Origin of the sequence: Cecembia calidifontis, assembly GCF_004216715.1 — a bacterium.
Lineage (GTDB): Bacteria > Bacteroidota > Bacteroidia > Cytophagales > Cyclobacteriaceae > Cecembia_A > Cecembia_A calidifontis.
Genome location: NZ_SGXG01000001.1, coordinates 3,767,816 through 3,784,885 on the forward strand (window position 1 = coordinate 3,767,816; position 17,070 = coordinate 3,784,885).

12 protein-coding genes are annotated in these 17,070 nt (G+C 39.9%); 6 read left to right on the forward strand and 6 right to left on the reverse strand.

Translation table 11 applies throughout. The annotated features are described in order from the left end of the window. The 4 genes from BC751_RS16150 to BC751_RS16165 all read right to left on the reverse strand — a co-directional run bounded on the left by BC751_RS16150 (position 1) and on the right by BC751_RS16165 (position 5,910). A complete protein-coding gene (locus BC751_RS16150) occupies positions 1-1,701 on the reverse strand; it encodes a peptidase domain-containing ABC transporter (protein WP_130276556.1) in 1,701 nt (566 codons plus the stop codon). Next, complete coding sequence (locus BC751_RS16155; RefSeq protein WP_130276557.1) at positions 1,691-2,371, reverse strand: TetR/AcrR family transcriptional regulator; 681 nt, start codon at positions 2,369-2,371, stop codon at positions 1,691-1,693. Before BC751_RS16155 ends, BC751_RS16150 begins: the two co-directional genes overlap by 11 nt. A 226-nt stretch (positions 2,372-2,597) precedes the next feature. Next, entirely contained in the window at positions 2,598-4,247 is a 1,650-nt protein-coding gene (locus BC751_RS16160) for a M28 family metallopeptidase (RefSeq protein WP_130276558.1), read from the reverse strand. A gap of 355 nt (positions 4,248-4,602) precedes the next feature. Beyond that, positions 4,603-5,910: an IS1380 family transposase gene (locus BC751_RS16165; protein WP_130273823.1), complete on the reverse strand. Its 1,308-nt coding sequence runs from the start codon at positions 5,908-5,910 to the stop codon at positions 4,603-4,605. Positions 5,911-6,044: 134 nt separating this feature from the next. Here BC751_RS16165 and BC751_RS16170 point away from each other — a divergent pair, with 134 nt between their 5' ends. After that, positions 6,045-7,079, forward strand: a complete 1,035-nt coding sequence (locus BC751_RS16170) for an alpha/beta hydrolase (RefSeq protein WP_130276559.1) — start codon at positions 6,045-6,047, stop codon at positions 7,077-7,079. Here BC751_RS16170 and BC751_RS16175 read toward each other — a convergent pair. Beyond that, positions 7,076-7,981, reverse strand: a complete 906-nt coding sequence (locus BC751_RS16175) for a DUF1684 domain-containing protein (protein WP_130276560.1) — start codon at positions 7,979-7,981, stop codon at positions 7,076-7,078. The genes BC751_RS16170 and BC751_RS16175 overlap by 4 nt on opposite strands. 123 nt (positions 7,982-8,104) lie before the next feature. On the opposite strand from BC751_RS16175, the gene BC751_RS16180 reads away from it, so the two are divergent. The 5 genes from BC751_RS16180 (at position 8,105) to BC751_RS16200 (ending at position 13,874) form a co-directional block, all read left to right on the forward strand. Next, positions 8,105-8,866, forward strand: coding sequence for a 3-keto-disaccharide hydrolase (locus BC751_RS16180; protein WP_130276561.1), 762 nt, complete (start codon positions 8,105-8,107; stop codon positions 8,864-8,866). Positions 8,867-8,939: 73 nt separating this feature from the next. Beyond that, positions 8,940-10,553, forward strand: coding sequence for an ABC-F family ATP-binding cassette domain-containing protein (locus BC751_RS16185; RefSeq protein WP_130276562.1), 1,614 nt, complete (start codon positions 8,940-8,942; stop codon positions 10,551-10,553). A gap of 221 nt (positions 10,554-10,774) precedes the next feature. Continuing rightward, on the forward strand, positions 10,775-12,187 hold the full coding sequence (locus BC751_RS16190) for a high affinity choline transporter 1 (RefSeq protein ID WP_130276563.1): 1,413 nt from the start codon (positions 10,775-10,777) through the stop codon (positions 12,185-12,187). After that, a complete protein-coding gene (locus tag BC751_RS16195; RefSeq protein ID WP_130276564.1) occupies positions 12,156-13,337 on the forward strand; it encodes a class I SAM-dependent rRNA methyltransferase in 1,182 nt (393 codons plus the stop codon). The genes BC751_RS16190 and BC751_RS16195 overlap by 32 nt, the downstream gene beginning before the upstream one ends. Before the next feature lie 102 nt (positions 13,338-13,439). Next, positions 13,440-13,874 (forward strand): hypothetical protein, encoded by a 435-nt coding sequence (locus BC751_RS16200; protein WP_130276565.1) that lies wholly within the window; start codon positions 13,440-13,442, stop codon positions 13,872-13,874. 49 nt (positions 13,875-13,923) lie between these two features. Here BC751_RS16200 and BC751_RS16205 read toward each other — a convergent pair whose 3' ends face one another. Continuing rightward, a complete protein-coding gene (locus BC751_RS16205; protein ID WP_130276566.1) occupies positions 13,924-17,058 on the reverse strand; it encodes an AsmA family protein in 3,135 nt (1,044 codons plus the stop codon). Positions 17,059-17,070: the final 12 nt, after the last annotated feature.

Below are 17,070 nucleotides of genomic sequence, written 5' to 3' on the forward strand. Positions count from 1 at the left end.
TTAATTCTTTTTACTTTTCAAATAGACTTCACTGCTACCATCAAAAACAACCCTGCCTTCATCTAATTCAATGACTCTTGGGAATTTTTTAATGGTCTCGGGATCTTCAGAAACCATTAACAAAGTCCAGTTTCCGTTTAACAAGTAATTGATATACCTTTCCTTCTCCTCATCACCAAAAGAAGAGATTACATCTTCCAGCAACAAAGCCTTTGGGAAATTGACCAAACATCTCGCTAGAATAATTTTGCTTATCACGGATTTGCTCAAATTTTTGCCTTCTGGCATCAGGACGGTATCCCAGTCTTCTGTCAGCTGATAAATATATTCCTTCAATCCTACCAGCTCGATGATATCCCTGACATGCTTGTCCCCTACATCCTTTTTTAATGTAATATTATCATAGATTGAACCATGGAAAATGGACTGATGGGAAAGGCTATCCCCAATATAGCTTCTTAGCCTGTCCAGATTCATAGTATCTATTGGCAGGCCGTTGACAATTATCCTTCCCCTATAATCGGAGTACAAGCCGGCCATCAGGTACATGAGAGTACTCTTTCCACTTCCGCTTTTGCCAGTCAAAATTACTTTCTCTCCAGGTTTGAGATGGAAAGAAACATCCTTTAAAATTTCAAAACTGGTATCTTTTGACTTGAAAGAAAGGTCTCTTATCTCAAACTCCAAGCTCTGTTTATTGGTAGTAAGGGATTTTTCTGTCCCTTCCTGCCTTTCCATAGGAAGATCCATGATCTGTCCCATCTTTTCAGTTGCAGTCAAGGTATCATATACTGAGTCCAAAGACAGGATTACCTTTTCCACAGAGCTCACCATCAAAATAATCACCACCTCAGCAGCAATAAACTGTCCAATGCTGATCTGATCGTTGATAAGAAGCACACTTCCTACTATAAGAAGGACAGTAACAATCAAAGCTTTGAATACGATCATCACCTTGTATTGAAGAACAAGAACAGCAAAATGCTTATTCCTGTAATCCACATAGGATTCAAGCAATTTATCAATGGTATAGAAAGGCAATTTGGAATTACCTGCCAGTTTGAAAGTCGCCATGGTCCTGCCGATTTCCTCAAGCCAATACGCTGTTTTATACTTTTGTGTTGAAACCTTCAAATTGGTCTCCATACCCTTCGGGCTGGTGTAGTAAAAAATCAAGACTACTAATGCTAAAAGGATCACACTGAATATCAAGAAGAAAACATTGTACAATGCCAATAGGATCATCCCAAAGAAAATCTGCACTGTGGCAAATGAAAAGTCAATCAAAATTTTTGACATCCCCTTCTGAAGGTTGACTGCATCAAAAAACCTGTTGACCAATTCAGGGGTATATTTTCCTTGAAGCTCATCCAGCTTTAACCTTGGCAGCCTATAGGCAAAACTAAAAGCAGATTTTGTAAAAACCCTTTGTTCCAGTTTCTCTGTAAGGTACAATTGGGAAATTTGAAGAAATCCTCCGAAAGTAATACCGATAGCCACCACCAAGACCATGATCAACCATGCAGTACTGACCCTGCCACCAAGGACAAAGTTTACAATAGCCTGAATACCAAGCGGGTAAATCAGGGATACCCCACCGTTTAGAAAAGAGTAGAAGTATATGGCATATACCTCCTTCTTTTCTTCTTCAAGGAGTTTGAAAAACCTTCGTAAAGGTGTGAGTGCGACGTCAATTTTCATCTTCTATGGTTTTGAAAACTAATTGGTTGAAAAAATCAATTCTTTTTTCATCTCCCGGTTGGTATTCTGTCAAACCTGGTAAATGCCTTGAATAAAATGACTGCATCAGGCTGGACTCCATGACTGTTGAAACCAAGGTTTTGGGATATTGAAATCTAGGATTGATTTCGAGAATTATATTGGCAATTCTTTCTCCGAGTTTATGGTAATGGTTGAAAAAGCCCTTTTGGTATTCCTCATCTACATCCTTTGTCATAATGGCCTTGGTGGCTTCATCCGTTAATAATCTTCTAAGGGCCAAAGGATCAATGAAATCATTTTGGGTAAAAATCGGACCTTGAACAAGGATTCTGATCGCTATTTCAAGCTTCTTCCTGGCATCGTCCATGTTAGCCGTTCCAAAAATAAAATTCTGTTGAAGGTAGCCCCAATACCAGGAAGTAAGATACAACAGTAATTTATGCTTATTCTCAAAATACCTGTAGACAGCAGATTCTGTACAACCGATTTTAGTAGAAAGCTTTTTGAAAGTGAAATTCTCAAACCCCAATTCTATCATCATTTCAATGCTATTGGTGATGATTTCCTTACCCAAATCGGAACTAAAAGGGTCTTTGAGGAATATATCCTCATTGACATCTACCCTGGTTTTTTGTAAGATACTTTCCATTTGTGACCGATAAACACACTCTCAACGGTAAGGCTTTACAAAAAGTTTAGATTATTGTATAAAAAGTTTGTAAAACTCTCAAATTGTTCCTCCATGAATATGAACACAAAATGACTTGTTTGAAAACAACATTGAAAATCTGTACATTTACAAAGTTTTTCATCAAAAAATGGAAACTTATATATAAAAAAAAAGCTGCCCTTTTGGAGGACAGCTTTTTATAAAATTATTTCTTCATATAAGCTTCCCTTATGGCTTTGAATTCAGAACCATCTTTCCATTTGGGCCAAACATCTTGGTTGACCAACCTTCTACCGATGGAATAATATAACTGGATTTCATCGATTGCAGCTTCCAAATCCCATTCTCCGGGCACATATTCATCGGATGGCTTATGGTATTGGTTAAGGGTAAATTCCTTTTGTCTTTGCATTCCGTACTCTTTGCCTTTTTCAACGTGGTCAATACCTGTACCGAAATACAAAGCAGGAATTCCTATTTTGGCAAAATTAAAATGATCAGATCTATAATAATATCCTGCAGAAGGGGTGGGTTCAGGGGCACTGTATCTCCCTACTTTTTGAAGTTCATCCTCTAACAAATCTTCTAAATCAGATTGACCAACACCAATCACGGAGACATCCTTCATTTTCCCGATATGGTTCACACCATCAATATTGATGTTGGCAATGGTTTTTTCTTTGGGAAAAACTGGGTTTTCTGCATAATAGGCAGACCCCCAAAGACCTTGTTCCTCCGCCGTTACTGCCAATAACACTACCGATCTTTCAGGTCTGTTTTCCATAAATGCTTTACCCAAAGCCATCAGGGCTGCAATACCACTGGCATTATCCAATGCCCCGTTATATATACTATCCCCATCGGCATCAGGCTTTCCTATTCCCAAATGGTCCCAATGGGCGGAATAGATAAGATATTCATTGGGTTTCTTCGTCCCCTCCACCATGGCGATGGCATTTTTGGACATGGCATACTTCACATCGACTTCCATTTGGCTACTCGCTTTCAGGCCTAAAGGAACTGGCTTAAACCCTTTGGATTTTGCGGAATTCATCATTTCTTCGGCATTCAAACCAGCAAGTCCAAAAAGCTGCTTGGCGGTGGGCAGTGTAACCCAACCTTCAAAAACAGGCCTGTATTTGTCAACCCCTCTGGAATCCAAATATAATTTACTGGAATTCCAGCCATTTTGAACCACATGGAATCCATAACCCGCAGGCTCGGTATCATGGATGATCAAAGTGCCAAGAGCTCCCTGCCTCGCGGCTTCTTCAAACTTATAAGTCCATCTACCATAATAAGTCATGGTATTTCCTCTAAAGAGTCCTTGGTCAGTACTTCCAAAGCCAGGATCATTGACCATGACCATTACGATTTTACCTTCGACATCCAAGTTTTCATAATCATTCCAGCCGTATTCCGGAGCGACGATTCCATAACCTGCAAATATGATTTCGGCATCCTCAAAGCTAACCTGTGGATCTGTTCGCTGAGTCCAGATCACATAATCATCAAAGCCTTTCAAATTTACCTCAGCCCCCTTTGCTCTTATATTCATTTGAGAAGCCGGTCTGGTAGTTATGGACATCATGGGCACGTCCTGAAAATAGCTTTCACCATTTCCCGGTTGCAGTCCTAATTTTTTGAATTCCTCTTCCAGATAGTTTAGTGTCAAAGTTTCTCCTTCTGTAAAGGGCATTCTCCCCATAAATTCATCTGAAGAAAGGGCAATGACATGGGGCTCAAAATCCGAAATCTGAATTTGATAAACTTCCTTGTCTTTTTCTGAGCAGGCCAACGTAAAACCAGCGCATGTCAGGATGACTGAAATTTTCCTTAGACTTAATTTTTTCATATTTCCATGAATGATTTTGCCAAAAATAAAAAATAATCCAGAACCACGTATCCATCAATAATGCTGTTCTAAACGGAAAGATTATTGTAACATAACTGCTATTTTTACATGCTCAAGAACTCCCTAAAATCCGCAGGATTTTAGTTTGGAGATTTGAATCTGCTTGTTTGTGTTCATTTTTGGTCTAGTTCGGGAATTTCTTCCCTTTGATTGAAGAGTGTTCATAGTTTTGAGACAATGGATTTTAGGTTTGAGGATAAAATGGACGGTTTTTTTCCTCAATTTTAATGGAAAAGGCATACCTCTTCCCTGTAAATCTTTATTTTTTGAGCTCCTGAGGGGTTTTTATCTGAATTTAGTTCAAAATCGGCTTGTAATCCTTACTCGTGAACAGTTTGAGCACTTCTCTTCTTCCCGTTCTTATCCACTTGGCTGAAACAGTGATAAATCTGAAGATAAACTTCTTGAGCCTGTCGGTAGGCTTAAGCCAATCAACTTTTCTGGAATACTCTCCAATGATATAGGTGTAAAAATTGGCATACATAGCCGTCATAAGCATAAAGGAGGTATTCTCTGCAAGGAACGAACAGGGCAACTTAGACCAGCCAAAGTCATTGTTGAGTACATCAAACAAGCGTTCGCTTGCACCCCGGGCGTTATAAAACCTTACAACAGCTTCATTGGACGATGTATGTTCATTGGTCAGAATAGCCCTGTAAGTAAATGCATCTCCACTAAACACATCTGCCTGCCCGTCTTTACGCCTGATTCTGGTAATGACCAGCCTGTAAGACCTGTCTTTACCGAAAGGTTTGTAGTCGGATAGGTCAGTAACTTCCATTTCCTGTACACCCAAACGTATTTTCTGCCACTTCTCAGGGGCTATACTTCCAAGGATATTATCCAGTTTGGCACATCTGTTTGCCCGTATATAAAAGCTTTCGGTATGTGCTTCCAGTGTGCGGAGAACTTCTTCCTGATAGGATGCTGAATCGGCTCTGAACCTTCCGATACGGATATTTTCATTGGTAAGCTGCCCAAACATGCGTGTAAGTGTATCAGCCTGCAAATATTTGGCCTGACTGTTGCCATTTCTGCCCTCTACGTACACAGGAATGGCCTGTGAAAATTCAGGATGTGCTATGGAAGCTACACCTGGCTGATATCCATAGACGTGTTTATATGTCTTTTTTGAATCGTACTTTTCAGTTGGAATGACGGTGTTGTCATAATCGAGGTCGTAAGCAACACCTGACTTGAGTAATCCGGTCTTACAAGCTGATTTTAACAACAAGCTGTTGAGTTTTCCATTGATATTAAATTCATGGCTTACTCCACTGGACGGATTTATAAAGAGTTCTGTATCAACAGCAAGCTCTTTGATACCTCTCAGAATTGTATCGGCACTGCATACTGAAAATGAAGGGACCTGTTCAAGTGCGTCTCTCAAGTGAACATTGATATCTTCAGTACAGTCGCCACCATTAAAGAAAATAGCCATATGATTGGCGAAAATGTCACTGTATGAAAACCCTCCCCTTAAGGCTCTAACCCCCAATTGATTATCAATGAGTTCTGGGAGACCAGAATTTTTGAAAGAGTTAAAAACAAAATTAAAACCTCCGAAAGGTGTGATTTTTTCTGTCGAATTCGTAATTTTCATACCGCTTATCAAGGATGTGTGGTAACACCTAAATAAGTGAAAAAAAAACGAGCCGGAAAAGCCTGAATTGAATAAATTCAGCCACTTTTTCGGCTTTTTTTAAATCCGCCCTGCGGATTTAAGGAACTCAATGAATGAAAACTGTACTCAAAATTTTATTGGCCACTGCCATTATCCTGGTGATCGTATACATGCTTGGCCCAAAAGCTAAAATCCAAACATTAGATGGACCTTATCCTGAGGTTCCGTCCCGAATGATTGATTTGGAAGCCTATATAAAGAGCAAAGAAGATACAGTGGTAGGATTGAAACCAGGCAACCAAGCCAAAATAATCTGGGCTGACAGCCTACATAAGAGCAAAACCCCTTATTCTATCGTATATATCCATGGGTTTGGGGCCAGTGAAATGGAGGGGTTTCCAGTCCACAGGGAAGTGGCACGGCATTTCAATGCCAACTTGTATTTGGTAAGACTTCCAGAACACGGAATAAAAAGGGCGGATGCTATGCGGTACCTGACGGCTCAAAAGCTGGTAGATGAGGCCAGGGAAGCATATATGATCGGTAAAAGCCTGGGAGACTCTGTAATAGTCATGGGCACTTCTATGGGAGGGGCATTATCCTTGATTTTGGCTTCTGAAAGGCCAGATATGAAAGCACTTATCCTTTACTCCCCGGCCATTCGTGAAGGAGGTGATGCCCTAGAGCAGTTTTTCAGACCTTGGTCAAAGTATCTTGCTGAAAATTTTGTTTTCAAAGATGGAGTCAGAATCACCCCAAGAGAAGGGGAAAAGGCCAAGTACTGGTCAGAAGAATACCATGTCAACGGATTTGAGAGCTTGGCAGTCTTGCTTCGGAGCAAGATGAATTTTGGAACATTTAAAAAAATCAAAGTTCCGGTATTTCTAGGCTATTACTATAAAAACAATCAGGAGCAGGACTTTGTAGTCTCTGTTCCAAAAATGCTTGAAATGTATGATCAATTAGGCACAAAAGACAACATGAAAAGAAAAATAGCCTTTCCCGAAACAGGGGATCATGTCATTGCTTCCAGCATCACTTCCAAAGATTGGAATTCCGTCTTACTAGAAACAATAAACTTTCTGGAAAAAGTAGCAGGTGTGAAAGTTCCGGATGAGGAAGAGGAAGTCTTAAAAGAAGCTGCTTAATGGTCTCCAAAATTTTTATGGCCTGCTGTGATGGCTAAGTCCAAAATATTCTGCCTTGGCGGAAGCGGACAGGTGGCATGGGGCGTATAAACACATGGAGGATTATAAGCTTTGTTGAAATCCAGGATGATTTTTCCTGAAGCATCTGCTTTTTTCACATACATGTAGCGGCCTCCACCATAAGTTTCTCCTCCACTGGTGGCATCTGCGAAAATCAAGAACAACTCCTCATCCTCCTCACTGCCCAATGCATCTATTTTATAAGTTTTGCCACCAACCTCAAACTGAAGATAGCCCGGAGAAGGATTTGGAGTAGTCTGACCAATAACATTGGTGATCATGATGTCCTTGGGAGGAGAATAAGGCACAAAATCTGCAATGATTCTCCATTCCAAATTGACAGGGAAACGCTCCACCCCTTCAAACTTTTTGACTGCTTCAGCCTCAAAGTCTCTTAATCTTAGGCCATAAGCGTCTGACCTTTTTATAATTGCCCAGTGTAAACTTCGAAAACTGAGCGCTTCCGCAATTCCATTTTCACTATCAAAAATCAAAACCCTATCCATTATTTCTCCTGAATTGGATGTTATTCCTTTTTGGGAAGGCGTAAAAAAAACTTTCCCCTCAATCAGTTCAAATTGCCCTATTTCTTCTGGGAATTGATCCGATTCCAATTTCAAGTCGACTTGATGTCCCGATCCAAAGGAATTCAAACCCTCTTTCAGCCAGTAAAGCCCTATGAGGTTCAACCAGCCGGTTTCTGAACGAAGTGAAACCATTTGTTTTTCGTGCCAGTCATTGACCTCCATTAAGTGCTCCTCTACACTGATATTTTTTTGCTTAGAATTGCAGGACAAGAAAATCAGACTGCAAAGGATGGACAAAAGGTGAATATTTTTCATTTTGATGATCTAGTGAAATCCAAAAATAATGGCTTTGAAGAATTTTTGAATGAAAATTTTATGATCAGCATGTATTCCTTCCAAATTATTCGCTTATTTGGGTCAATTCTCCTCAAAAAAGCCATGAAAAATTTACTCCTTCTTCTACTGATCTTTCTTATTCATACACATGTTTCTGCCCAAATGGGTGTTGGGGCCAAAAAACCCGCAAAGGCCCAAATGCTGTTTGATGGCAGCAAAGAAATGCTCCATGAAAAATGGACTTATTGGAAAGGTCCAAGATTAAAAGCGGAATTACCTATAAAATGGCAGATTGTTAAAGACCCTGTGGATGAAGGTTTTGCCATGAACAGTAATGACCCGGCTGCTGCCGGTGGTTTATATGGGGCAGCCGATATAGTTACCAAACAAGAATTTCGAGACTTTAGACTTCATGTGGAGTTTTTGGTTCAAAATGAAGGGGGAAATTCCGGAGTTTACCTTCAAAACAGGTATGAGATACAGATTTTGGATGGAGATTACGGTTTGCATGGTATGGCCGCCATTATCAACGAACACCTTCCTACTGTACAGGCCTACAATGGAACAGGAAAATGGAATGCCTATGATATCATGTTCAGAGCCGCAAGGTTTAAAAATGGACAGCTGACTGAAAAAGCAAGGGTCACTGTATATTTTAATGGTCAAAAGATCCATGAGGATAAAGAAATCCAACAGGTATGGGGGGGACCTAATTCAGGACTTGATGGCGGAAATGATGGAGGTAAAGGAATAACAGACCTTCCGGGAGGGATCAAGCTTCAGGCTGAAGGTCATGATGTACTCTACAGGAACATTTGGATCAGGGAAATGAAGCTCAATAAAAAATCTACCGATTTCCGATAAGACTCTTGAGGACTGGGGGTACTGATTGTAATCAAATTGACTATCTTTGCACCTTCAAAAATTACAGCAATCCATGATTTCAGTTGATAACCTCTCCCTTAAGTTCGGAAAAAGGACCTTATTTGAAGATGTAAATTTAAAATTCACTCCGGGCAACTGTTACGGTGTGATCGGTGCCAACGGAGCCGGAAAATCCACCTTTTTGAAAATCCTTTCCGGAGAACAGGACAGTACCACCGGAAGTGTCAATATCACTCCAGGTCAAAGAATGGCCGTGTTGAAACAGAACCACTTCGAATTTGATGAATTTGAGGTGCTTAAAACGGTCATTATGGGGCACAAAAAGCTCTATGCCATTATGGAAGAAAAAGATGCTATCTACATGAAAGCTGATTTTTCTGAGGAAGATGGTATCCGTGCTTCCGAATTAGAGGCTGAGTTTGCTGAAATGGATGGATGGAATGCGGAATCTGATGCAGCAGCCCTCCTATCAGGCCTAGGCATTTCTGAAGATTTACATTACCTGCAGATGAAGGAACTTGCCGGTAACCAAAAAGTAAGGGTGCTCCTTGCCCAAGCCCTTTTTGGTAATCCGGATATTCTTATCCTGGACGAACCTACCAACGACCTGGACACTGAAACCATCAGCTGGTTGGAAGATTTCCTGGTAAACTTCAAAAACCTTGTGATTGTGGTATCCCACGACCGTCACTTTTTGGATGCGGTATCCACCCATATCGTAGACATAGACTTTGGCAAAATCAGGATTTACTCTGGAAACTATACTTTCTGGTATGAATCCTCACAATTGGCAGCCAAACAGAAATCCGATCAGAACAAAAAGATTGAGGAGAAAAGAAAAGAATTGCAGGAATTCATCGCAAGGTTTTCTGCCAACGTGGCTAAATCCAAGCAGGCTACGGCCAGAAAGAAAATGTTGGAAAAACTCAATGTGGACGATATACAGCCTTCCACCAGAAAATACCCCGGTATCATTTTCAAACCTGAAAGAGAAGCCGGTGATCAGATTTTCATGACTGAAGGATTGGAACTGAAAGATGAAAACGCCATCTATTTTACCGATGTCAACCTGATGGTGGATAAGGGCGACAAAATTGCCTTCATCTCTAAAACCAAACAGGCTGTCACCAAATTCTTCCAGACCATTATGGAAGATATTCCTGTCCAAAAAGGAAGTTTCAAATGGGGAGTAACCATCAATAAAGCCTACTTGCCAAATGATAATTCTAAATATTTCCAGACAGAACTGAACCTGATTGATTGGTTGAGACAGTATAGCAGCAACCAAGAGGAAGCCTATGTTCGCACGTTTTTGGGCAGAATGCTATTTACAGGTGAGGAGACACTGAAAAAAGCCTCTGTTCTTTCCGGTGGTGAAAAAGTGAGGTGTATGATATCCAGGATGATGCTCCAAAATCCAAACCTACTGGTGATGGACGAACCTACCAACCACTTGGACCTGGAATCTATTACCGCATTTAACAACGCTATCATTGATTTCAATGGCACTGTGCTCTTATCTTCTTATGACCATGCTTTTGTTCAATCCACTGCCAACAGGATCATTGAGTTTACTCCTAAAGGAACTATTGACAGAAGGATGAGCTACGACGATTATCTGGAATCCGATGAAATCAAGGCATTGAGGGAGAAGATGTATAATTAGACTCAAGACTTAAGAATTAAGACTCAAGATTGATGTACCAAGTACTAAGTACCATGTACCAAGTTCTTGGTACTTAGTACATGGTACATGGTACATGGTACTAAATAAATTTGATTCTTATTTCTTGCTTCTAAGCTCTCGCTTCTTGTCTCTAGCTTCTTATTTCTTGTGTCTTATGTCTTGTGTCTTATGTCTCACCTCTAACCTAAACACAAAATAGTTTGCTCCTCACAGCAATCATAATCTATATCCTGATTACCGTAGGAATAGGTGCCTGGTCGTCCAAATTGGTCAAAAATTCAAATGACTTTGTTTTGGCGGGCAGGCAACTACCGCTTTTTTTGTCTGCCTCTGCCCTATTTGCTACCTGGTTTGGATCAGAAACTATTTTTGGTGCTTCTTCGGAATATTTGGACCATGGATTACAGGGAGTGATTGAAGACCCTTTTGGGGGGGCTTTATGTTTGATCCTTTTTGGTGTTTTTTACCTCAAGCCCATGTACCGCATGAATGTATTGACCATCGGGGACGTTTATAAAAAGATTTTTGGTAAAAGGGTAGAATTCTTTGCTTCCATATTCATGGTTCCGGTATATTTTGGTTATGTAGCGGCCCAATTGGTGGCTTTATCTCTCATTTTCACCTCAGTAGCAGACATCAGTATTACACAGGGAATAATCCTTTCCGCAGCAATTGTAGTTTTCTATACTTTTTTGGGAGGAATGTGGGCTATTTCCATAACCGATTTCATCCAAACCACAATGATCGTGGTTGGATTGGTTTGGGTAGCAGTACTCGTTGCAGAAAAGGCCGGTGGGGTTGTCCCTATTCTTGAATCAGCGCCGGAGGGAAGTTTTCAGTTTTTCCCAAAAGCCGATACCATTTCTTGGATGAACTATCTGGGAGCTTGGATAATACTGGGTTTGGGAAGTATTCCCAGTCAGGATATTTACCAGCGTGTCATGGCTTCCAAATCCGAAAAAGTTGCCGTGCAATCAACTTATTTGGCAGGAACCTTTTATGTAACCATTGGTCTGCTACCATTATTTATTACATTGGGGGCAAAACACTTATATCCTGAAATTTACCTCGAAAACAAACAATTGTTGTTACCCCAGATGGTTTTACTCCATAGTGGCGTACATGTTCAGATTTTATTCTTTGGTGCGTTGATTTCAGCCATCATGAGTACTACCAGTTCGGGCTTACTGGCACCTTCGGCGATTGTTTCAGAGAACTTGATACGGCCTTATTTTGGCAATCGCCTGAGCGACAAACATTTTCTTTGGATCTTGAGGATCAATATCATAGTGATTGCAATCATTGCAACCATCATGGCACAATGGAAAACCAACATTTATGAACTGGTCGCCGGGGCTTCCATTTTGATGTTGGTATCCTTATTTGTTCCCTTAACAGCGGGCCTTTATTGGAAAAAAGCTTCTGAAATGGGTGCCATCATGTCCATTGTTTTCGGTATGATTGCCTATCTCGGCCTGTTGGTTTCTGATCTGCCTTTTTATCCACATTTACCTGCACTGGGCGTCAGTGCCATAGCCATGATTCTTGGTTCTATCATCTTTCCTGTAAATTCAAACAAGCATGTCAACCTATCCAAAAATAAAGCTTCATGAAGGAAAAGAAGTTTCCATTCTAAGAAAGCACCATTGGGTTTTTTCTGGGGCTATTGCCAATAAAGACGAAAGTCTTCAAAACGGGCAATTGGTAGAAGTGGTGGACCATAAGGATAATTTTCTTGGTATTGGCCATTTTCAGCATGGATCCATCATGGTCCGTTTGATAACCTTTGAAAAAGAAGCCATCAATACTGAATTTTGGATCAAAAAACTTAGAGCTGCTTACCTGGTCAGGGAAAGTATCGGTTTGACGGAAAACCAAATGACCAATGTATATAGACTTGTCCATGGAGAAGGAGACGGTTTACCGGGATTGATCATTGACTTTTATAATGGCACGGCAGTGGTACAGACCCATCATATTGGGATGTTCCGGCATGTAAAAGATATTGCCAAAGCCCTTCAGGTGATATTTGGAAACAGCTTGCAGGCGGTGTATGATAAAAGTGCTGAAACACTCCCAAAAACCTTAGGAGTTGAAAACAGGTTGGTTTACGGAACCCCCAAGACCAACAGGGTTCTTGAATATGGGTGTCAATTTGAAATAGACTGGGAAAAAGGTCAAAAAACAGGATTTTTTGTGGACCAAAGGGAAAACAGAAACCTGTTGGGGCTTTACAGCAAGGGTAAAAAGGTACTCAATACATTTTGTTATTCAGGTGGATTTTCTGTAGCTGCTTTAAAAGCAGGCGCAAGTGAAGTGCATTCAGTGGATATCTCCGCTAAGGCCATCGAACTAACGGATAAAAATGTGGCATTAAATCCAGGATTTATAGGCAAGCATAAATCCATCGTGGCAGATGTGGTAAAATATATCCGGGAAATTGAAAATGACTTTGATATCATTGTATTGGATCCTCCTGCTTTTGCTAAAAACATCAAAGCCAGGCACAATGCCGTTCAGGGTTATAAAAGATTGAATGCAGAGGCTTTAAAGAAAATAAAATCCGGTGGAATCTTATTTACGTTTTCCTGCTCACAAGTAGTGGACAAACAGCTTTTTGCCCATACCATTACAGCGGCAGCATTGGAAACAGGACGAAATGTCAGAATACTTCATTATCTTTCCCAACCGGCCGACCATCCGATCAATATTTACCATACTGAAACGGAATACCTGAAAGGTCTTGTCCTCTATGTGGAATAATTTTGAAAGAATTGATAGGATGATTGCAACTTATTCTAATTTCTACAGTTGAAATTTGGAAACTGAAAATACATATCCCTTACTATAAACAAAAAACAAGCAATGTATATTGGACTGAAACATCTTCACTCTGGATTAGCCTATCTGGCCTTAGCCGCATTGGCGATCGTATTTATTTATGCCCTTATCGGTGCCCTAAGCAATAAGGAATTTACCGAAAAAGACAGAAAATTCGCCATGATCGCTTTTATTCTTTCGCATGTTCAGCTCTTGGTGGGGCTTATCCTTTATTTCGTAAGCCCTATTGGATTTTCCCTTTTGAAAGGAGGAGGCGCAATGTCTGACAGTGCTGCCAGGCTCACCGCTTTGGAACATCCTTTGATCAATATTTTGGCCATCGTTGTCATAACGATAGGATATACAAGAGCGAAGAAATTTACAGAAAGTAGGGCAAAATTCAGGTCCATTTACATGCTTTATGCCATCGGACTTGTTTTGATCCTTAGCAGAATTCCTTGGACCAATTGGCTTGGATAATCTGATAATGACAATAAAAAAAACGCCTGAAAAATTTCAGGCGGTTTTTTTAGTTCCTTTTGTCCCTTCCCAAACCAATCTGATAATTGTCCGGAGTTCCTTTCATGTTTAAATTGACAAATCGAACTTTTTTATCAGTATCCCTGTAAACGATGGCATCTTCTCTGTCCGGGTCAATCTCATCCTGATTTTTCCCTCCAAACAAAGACCTGAAACCAACTTGGGTTACGAGTCCTAATGGAATTCTGATAAAATAATCCATATTCATATCCAGACTCTGCTTACCGGACAATTCAATAAAACCAAGGCTGGAATTGATATTCATCCTTGGAATGTTCAATACTCCTTCTTTTAATTCAAACTTATTGGAAAGGGTATCAAAACGTACATTGTTCAGGTTTCTATCCTTAAAATAATCTCCCATGGCCTGAAGCGGTGCAAAACGGACCAATCTCCCTTGGTAAACGGTAAGGTCCATAGAAGCTTCTGATTTATCAATGATCGGGGTTAGGTCAGGGTAAACCAAAAACTTACTTACAATGGTGCCGGAAACCAATCCATGCAAGTTTTCATTGATCAGATAATCCTGTCCAAAGTTTTCAAATTTGAACATTAACTTGTCCAGATCTAACTTATCTGCCACCATGGTGCTATGGAAATAAATTTCATCAGGATTGGATCCATTGAAATATCCCTTGATTCCCAGCGTACCCGAAGCTGCCCTCAAACTTAAGGTGTCCAGGTAGATGTAATGATCAGGATTCGTCCTTGCCTTGAAGGTTACATCATCCAGCCAGAAGGTATGGTAATTGAGCTTGCCAATTTTAGCAGAAAAATCCATATCGCTGAAAGGCACCTGAAAAACATTAAAGGAATCCTTGTGGTTGCTGGGCTTATCCAAGCCCTCAAATCCCATCAAAGCATCCAAGTCCATTCTATTGGATACCAAAGAAAAGTAATTCCGCGGAGCGGCTGTTTTATCCCCTGCTCCCAAATAATAACCCAATTGAATATTAAAATCCGAAATCCCCAAAAGTCCCTGAAAGTTTTCCAAAGTCAGATAATCATTTTCATAATGTAACCTTCCTTTAAATTTTTCAAGCCTTAAGGGATGCAATTTCATTTTTCCTTCCAGGTGGTTCAACCAAAGATCAGCTGATCGGAATCCACTATCATAGACCAATTCCAGGTTACCTTTAAGCTTTAACTTATCGATCTCTTCATTCTGGTAATCAGGAGGTAAATAATTATTCCCAGCATAAGTCAAAAGATCATGAATGGCCAGGTGATTGGATACCAAATCAAAATCAAAAATGCTTTTTCCCTGAGGGGTTTCCTGAAACCACTTGGAGTAATTCTGCAACTTTCCTGAAAAATGAAAATCTGTTTTGTCAATCTCCCCTGTGAAATCAATTACAGCGAGGTCATTGTCTCCAATGATCACATCTGCATGAAAATCGTGAAAAGCGTGTGGGTAATTTTTCAGTTTGGCATGAAAATCTTCAATAAAAAACTCACCTTTAGGTAAGTACTTATAGTGCTTCAGCTCCTTGCCTGTAGATTCAAAGGCCAGTTTGATTTCAAAATCAGAAATCACTTCTTTCCAAGCGGTGGAGTCATTTTTAAAAATCTCCTCAAAATCAATGATTTCAGATGCTGCCCTCAAATCAGCTTTCACCTTCTTATCTTCTCCATGAAAAATCGAGGGAAAATTGAGCACTTTTCCTTCAAACGAGAAATCTGATCCCGCAATACCAAAGTTGGCCCTTTCCAGAAAAAGATCTCCCTCTACCAGGGAAGCATAAATATTGGCATTTTGGACAGGATGAGGAAAGTCGGGCAATCTGAAATTGAGGTTATTGACAATTAGCTCACTTTTTATACTCTTATCAATCCCACTGACCCCATAAACATTCAGATCTACAAGTTCATTGAAATCCATATTGACAATTACCTGACCACTGATTCCCTGCAAACCCTCTATTTCAAAAAAATCACCCAAAAAGCCCAAATCCAAATCTGCATTTAAATTAATATCAATATAGGGATTGATAAAATCCCTGATGATGAGCTTACCCTGGAAAGTACCTTGCTCTGGCCTGGCATTGAAATTCAATAACTGAAACTCAGAAGTTCTAAGGTTTCTCTCCTCACCATTGGTATAAAACGCTGAAAACCTCAAATCTTCCACTTTCTTTTCTCTGGCGGGATTTAAAAAATAGGCATTGTCACAACCGAACTCCAAACCTATGGAAGGCACCTTTCCTTCTCCTATCTCCCCTTTGATTCTACCCTGAAAATAAACATCCCCTTCATTTTTGTACCTCCTTAGAAAATTACCGGTTTCTTCTGGTAAAAATGCGGCGATCAGATTGAAATCAGGTTTTTCTCCATCGATCTTGAGGTCCATGTTTAGACTCTCATCCAATTCAATGGATCCAGTTAAATTTAAAAGTACACCTTCTAAAGCTACTTTGGATCTTTCCAAAGTAAGGAAGGACTTGTTTTGATCATAATCCAATGAAATATCCAAATCCAAATGTTTATTTGAAAAAAATGTAGGCTTTCCTTCTACTTCAAAATCGAAAATCAACTTGCTCAAGAATTTGGCATAAATATGTTCTTTTTCCATTTTAAACGCAGATTCGGCACGCCCCACATGGAAATAATAAGTATTGAGATTTTCTAAATCTTCATACTTTATTTCGACATCTGAAAAAATGATAGAAGCTATATCCAATGTAAGATTTTCTTCACCTTCATCATCCTGCTCCATCCCTTTAGCTGTCAAAAGGTTAATCTTACCATCTTTGAATTTGACCAAATTAAGATCAGCTTTTGCCACTTTTATAGCCCTGACAATATTATTTCCTCTAAGGATATCCCAAATACGAAAACCAACATAAACATCTTGTGCATAATAGATGGTGTCGTTTTTTGATAATTTGTCCCCATAAAAGACTACACTTTCCAAATCGATGGAGATATAAGGGAAATTGGCAAATGGAGCAATATGGGAGTCTTTTACTTCCAGTTCACCCACAAAATTCCGGTTCAGGGAGGTTATGACATTCTGGGTAATACTTTTTTGGTTTTTATAAACTACAAAAATGGCCGCCAGCGCAACTAACAAAATAGAGGTTGTCAAAATGACAGCGATACTTACTGCTTTTTTAAACTTCATAAAATCCATATT

Excerpts from the sequence above, each read along its gene's own strand:
- BC751_RS16150 (WP_130276556.1), bottom strand. The coding sequence starts at position 1,701 with ATGAAAATTGACGTCGCACTCACACCTTTACGAAGGTTTTTCAAACTC.
- BC751_RS16155 (WP_130276557.1), bottom strand. The coding sequence starts at position 2,371 with ATGGAAAGTATCTTACAAAAAACCAGGGTAGATGTCAATGAGGATATA.
- BC751_RS16160 (WP_130276558.1), bottom strand. The coding sequence starts at position 4,247 with ATGAAAAAATTAAGTCTAAGGAAAATTTCAGTCATCCTGACATGCGCT.
- BC751_RS16165 (WP_130273823.1), bottom strand. The coding sequence starts at position 5,910 with ATGAAAATTACGAATTCGACAGAAAAAATCACACCTTTCGGAGGTTTT.
- BC751_RS16170 (WP_130276559.1), top strand. The coding sequence starts at position 6,045 with ATGAAAACTGTACTCAAAATTTTATTGGCCACTGCCATTATCCTGGTG.
- BC751_RS16175 (WP_130276560.1), bottom strand. The coding sequence starts at position 7,981 with ATGAAAAATATTCACCTTTTGTCCATCCTTTGCAGTCTGATTTTCTTG.
- BC751_RS16180 (WP_130276561.1), top strand. The coding sequence starts at position 8,105 with ATGAAAAATTTACTCCTTCTTCTACTGATCTTTCTTATTCATACACAT.
- BC751_RS16185 (WP_130276562.1), top strand. The coding sequence starts at position 8,940 with ATGATTTCAGTTGATAACCTCTCCCTTAAGTTCGGAAAAAGGACCTTA.
- BC751_RS16195 (WP_130276564.1), top strand. The coding sequence starts at position 12,156 with ATGTCAACCTATCCAAAAATAAAGCTTCATGAAGGAAAAGAAGTTTCC.
- BC751_RS16200 (WP_130276565.1), top strand. The coding sequence starts at position 13,440 with ATGTATATTGGACTGAAACATCTTCACTCTGGATTAGCCTATCTGGCC.
- BC751_RS16205 (WP_130276566.1), bottom strand. The coding sequence starts at position 17,058 with ATGAAGTTTAAAAAAGCAGTAAGTATCGCTGTCATTTTGACAACCTCT.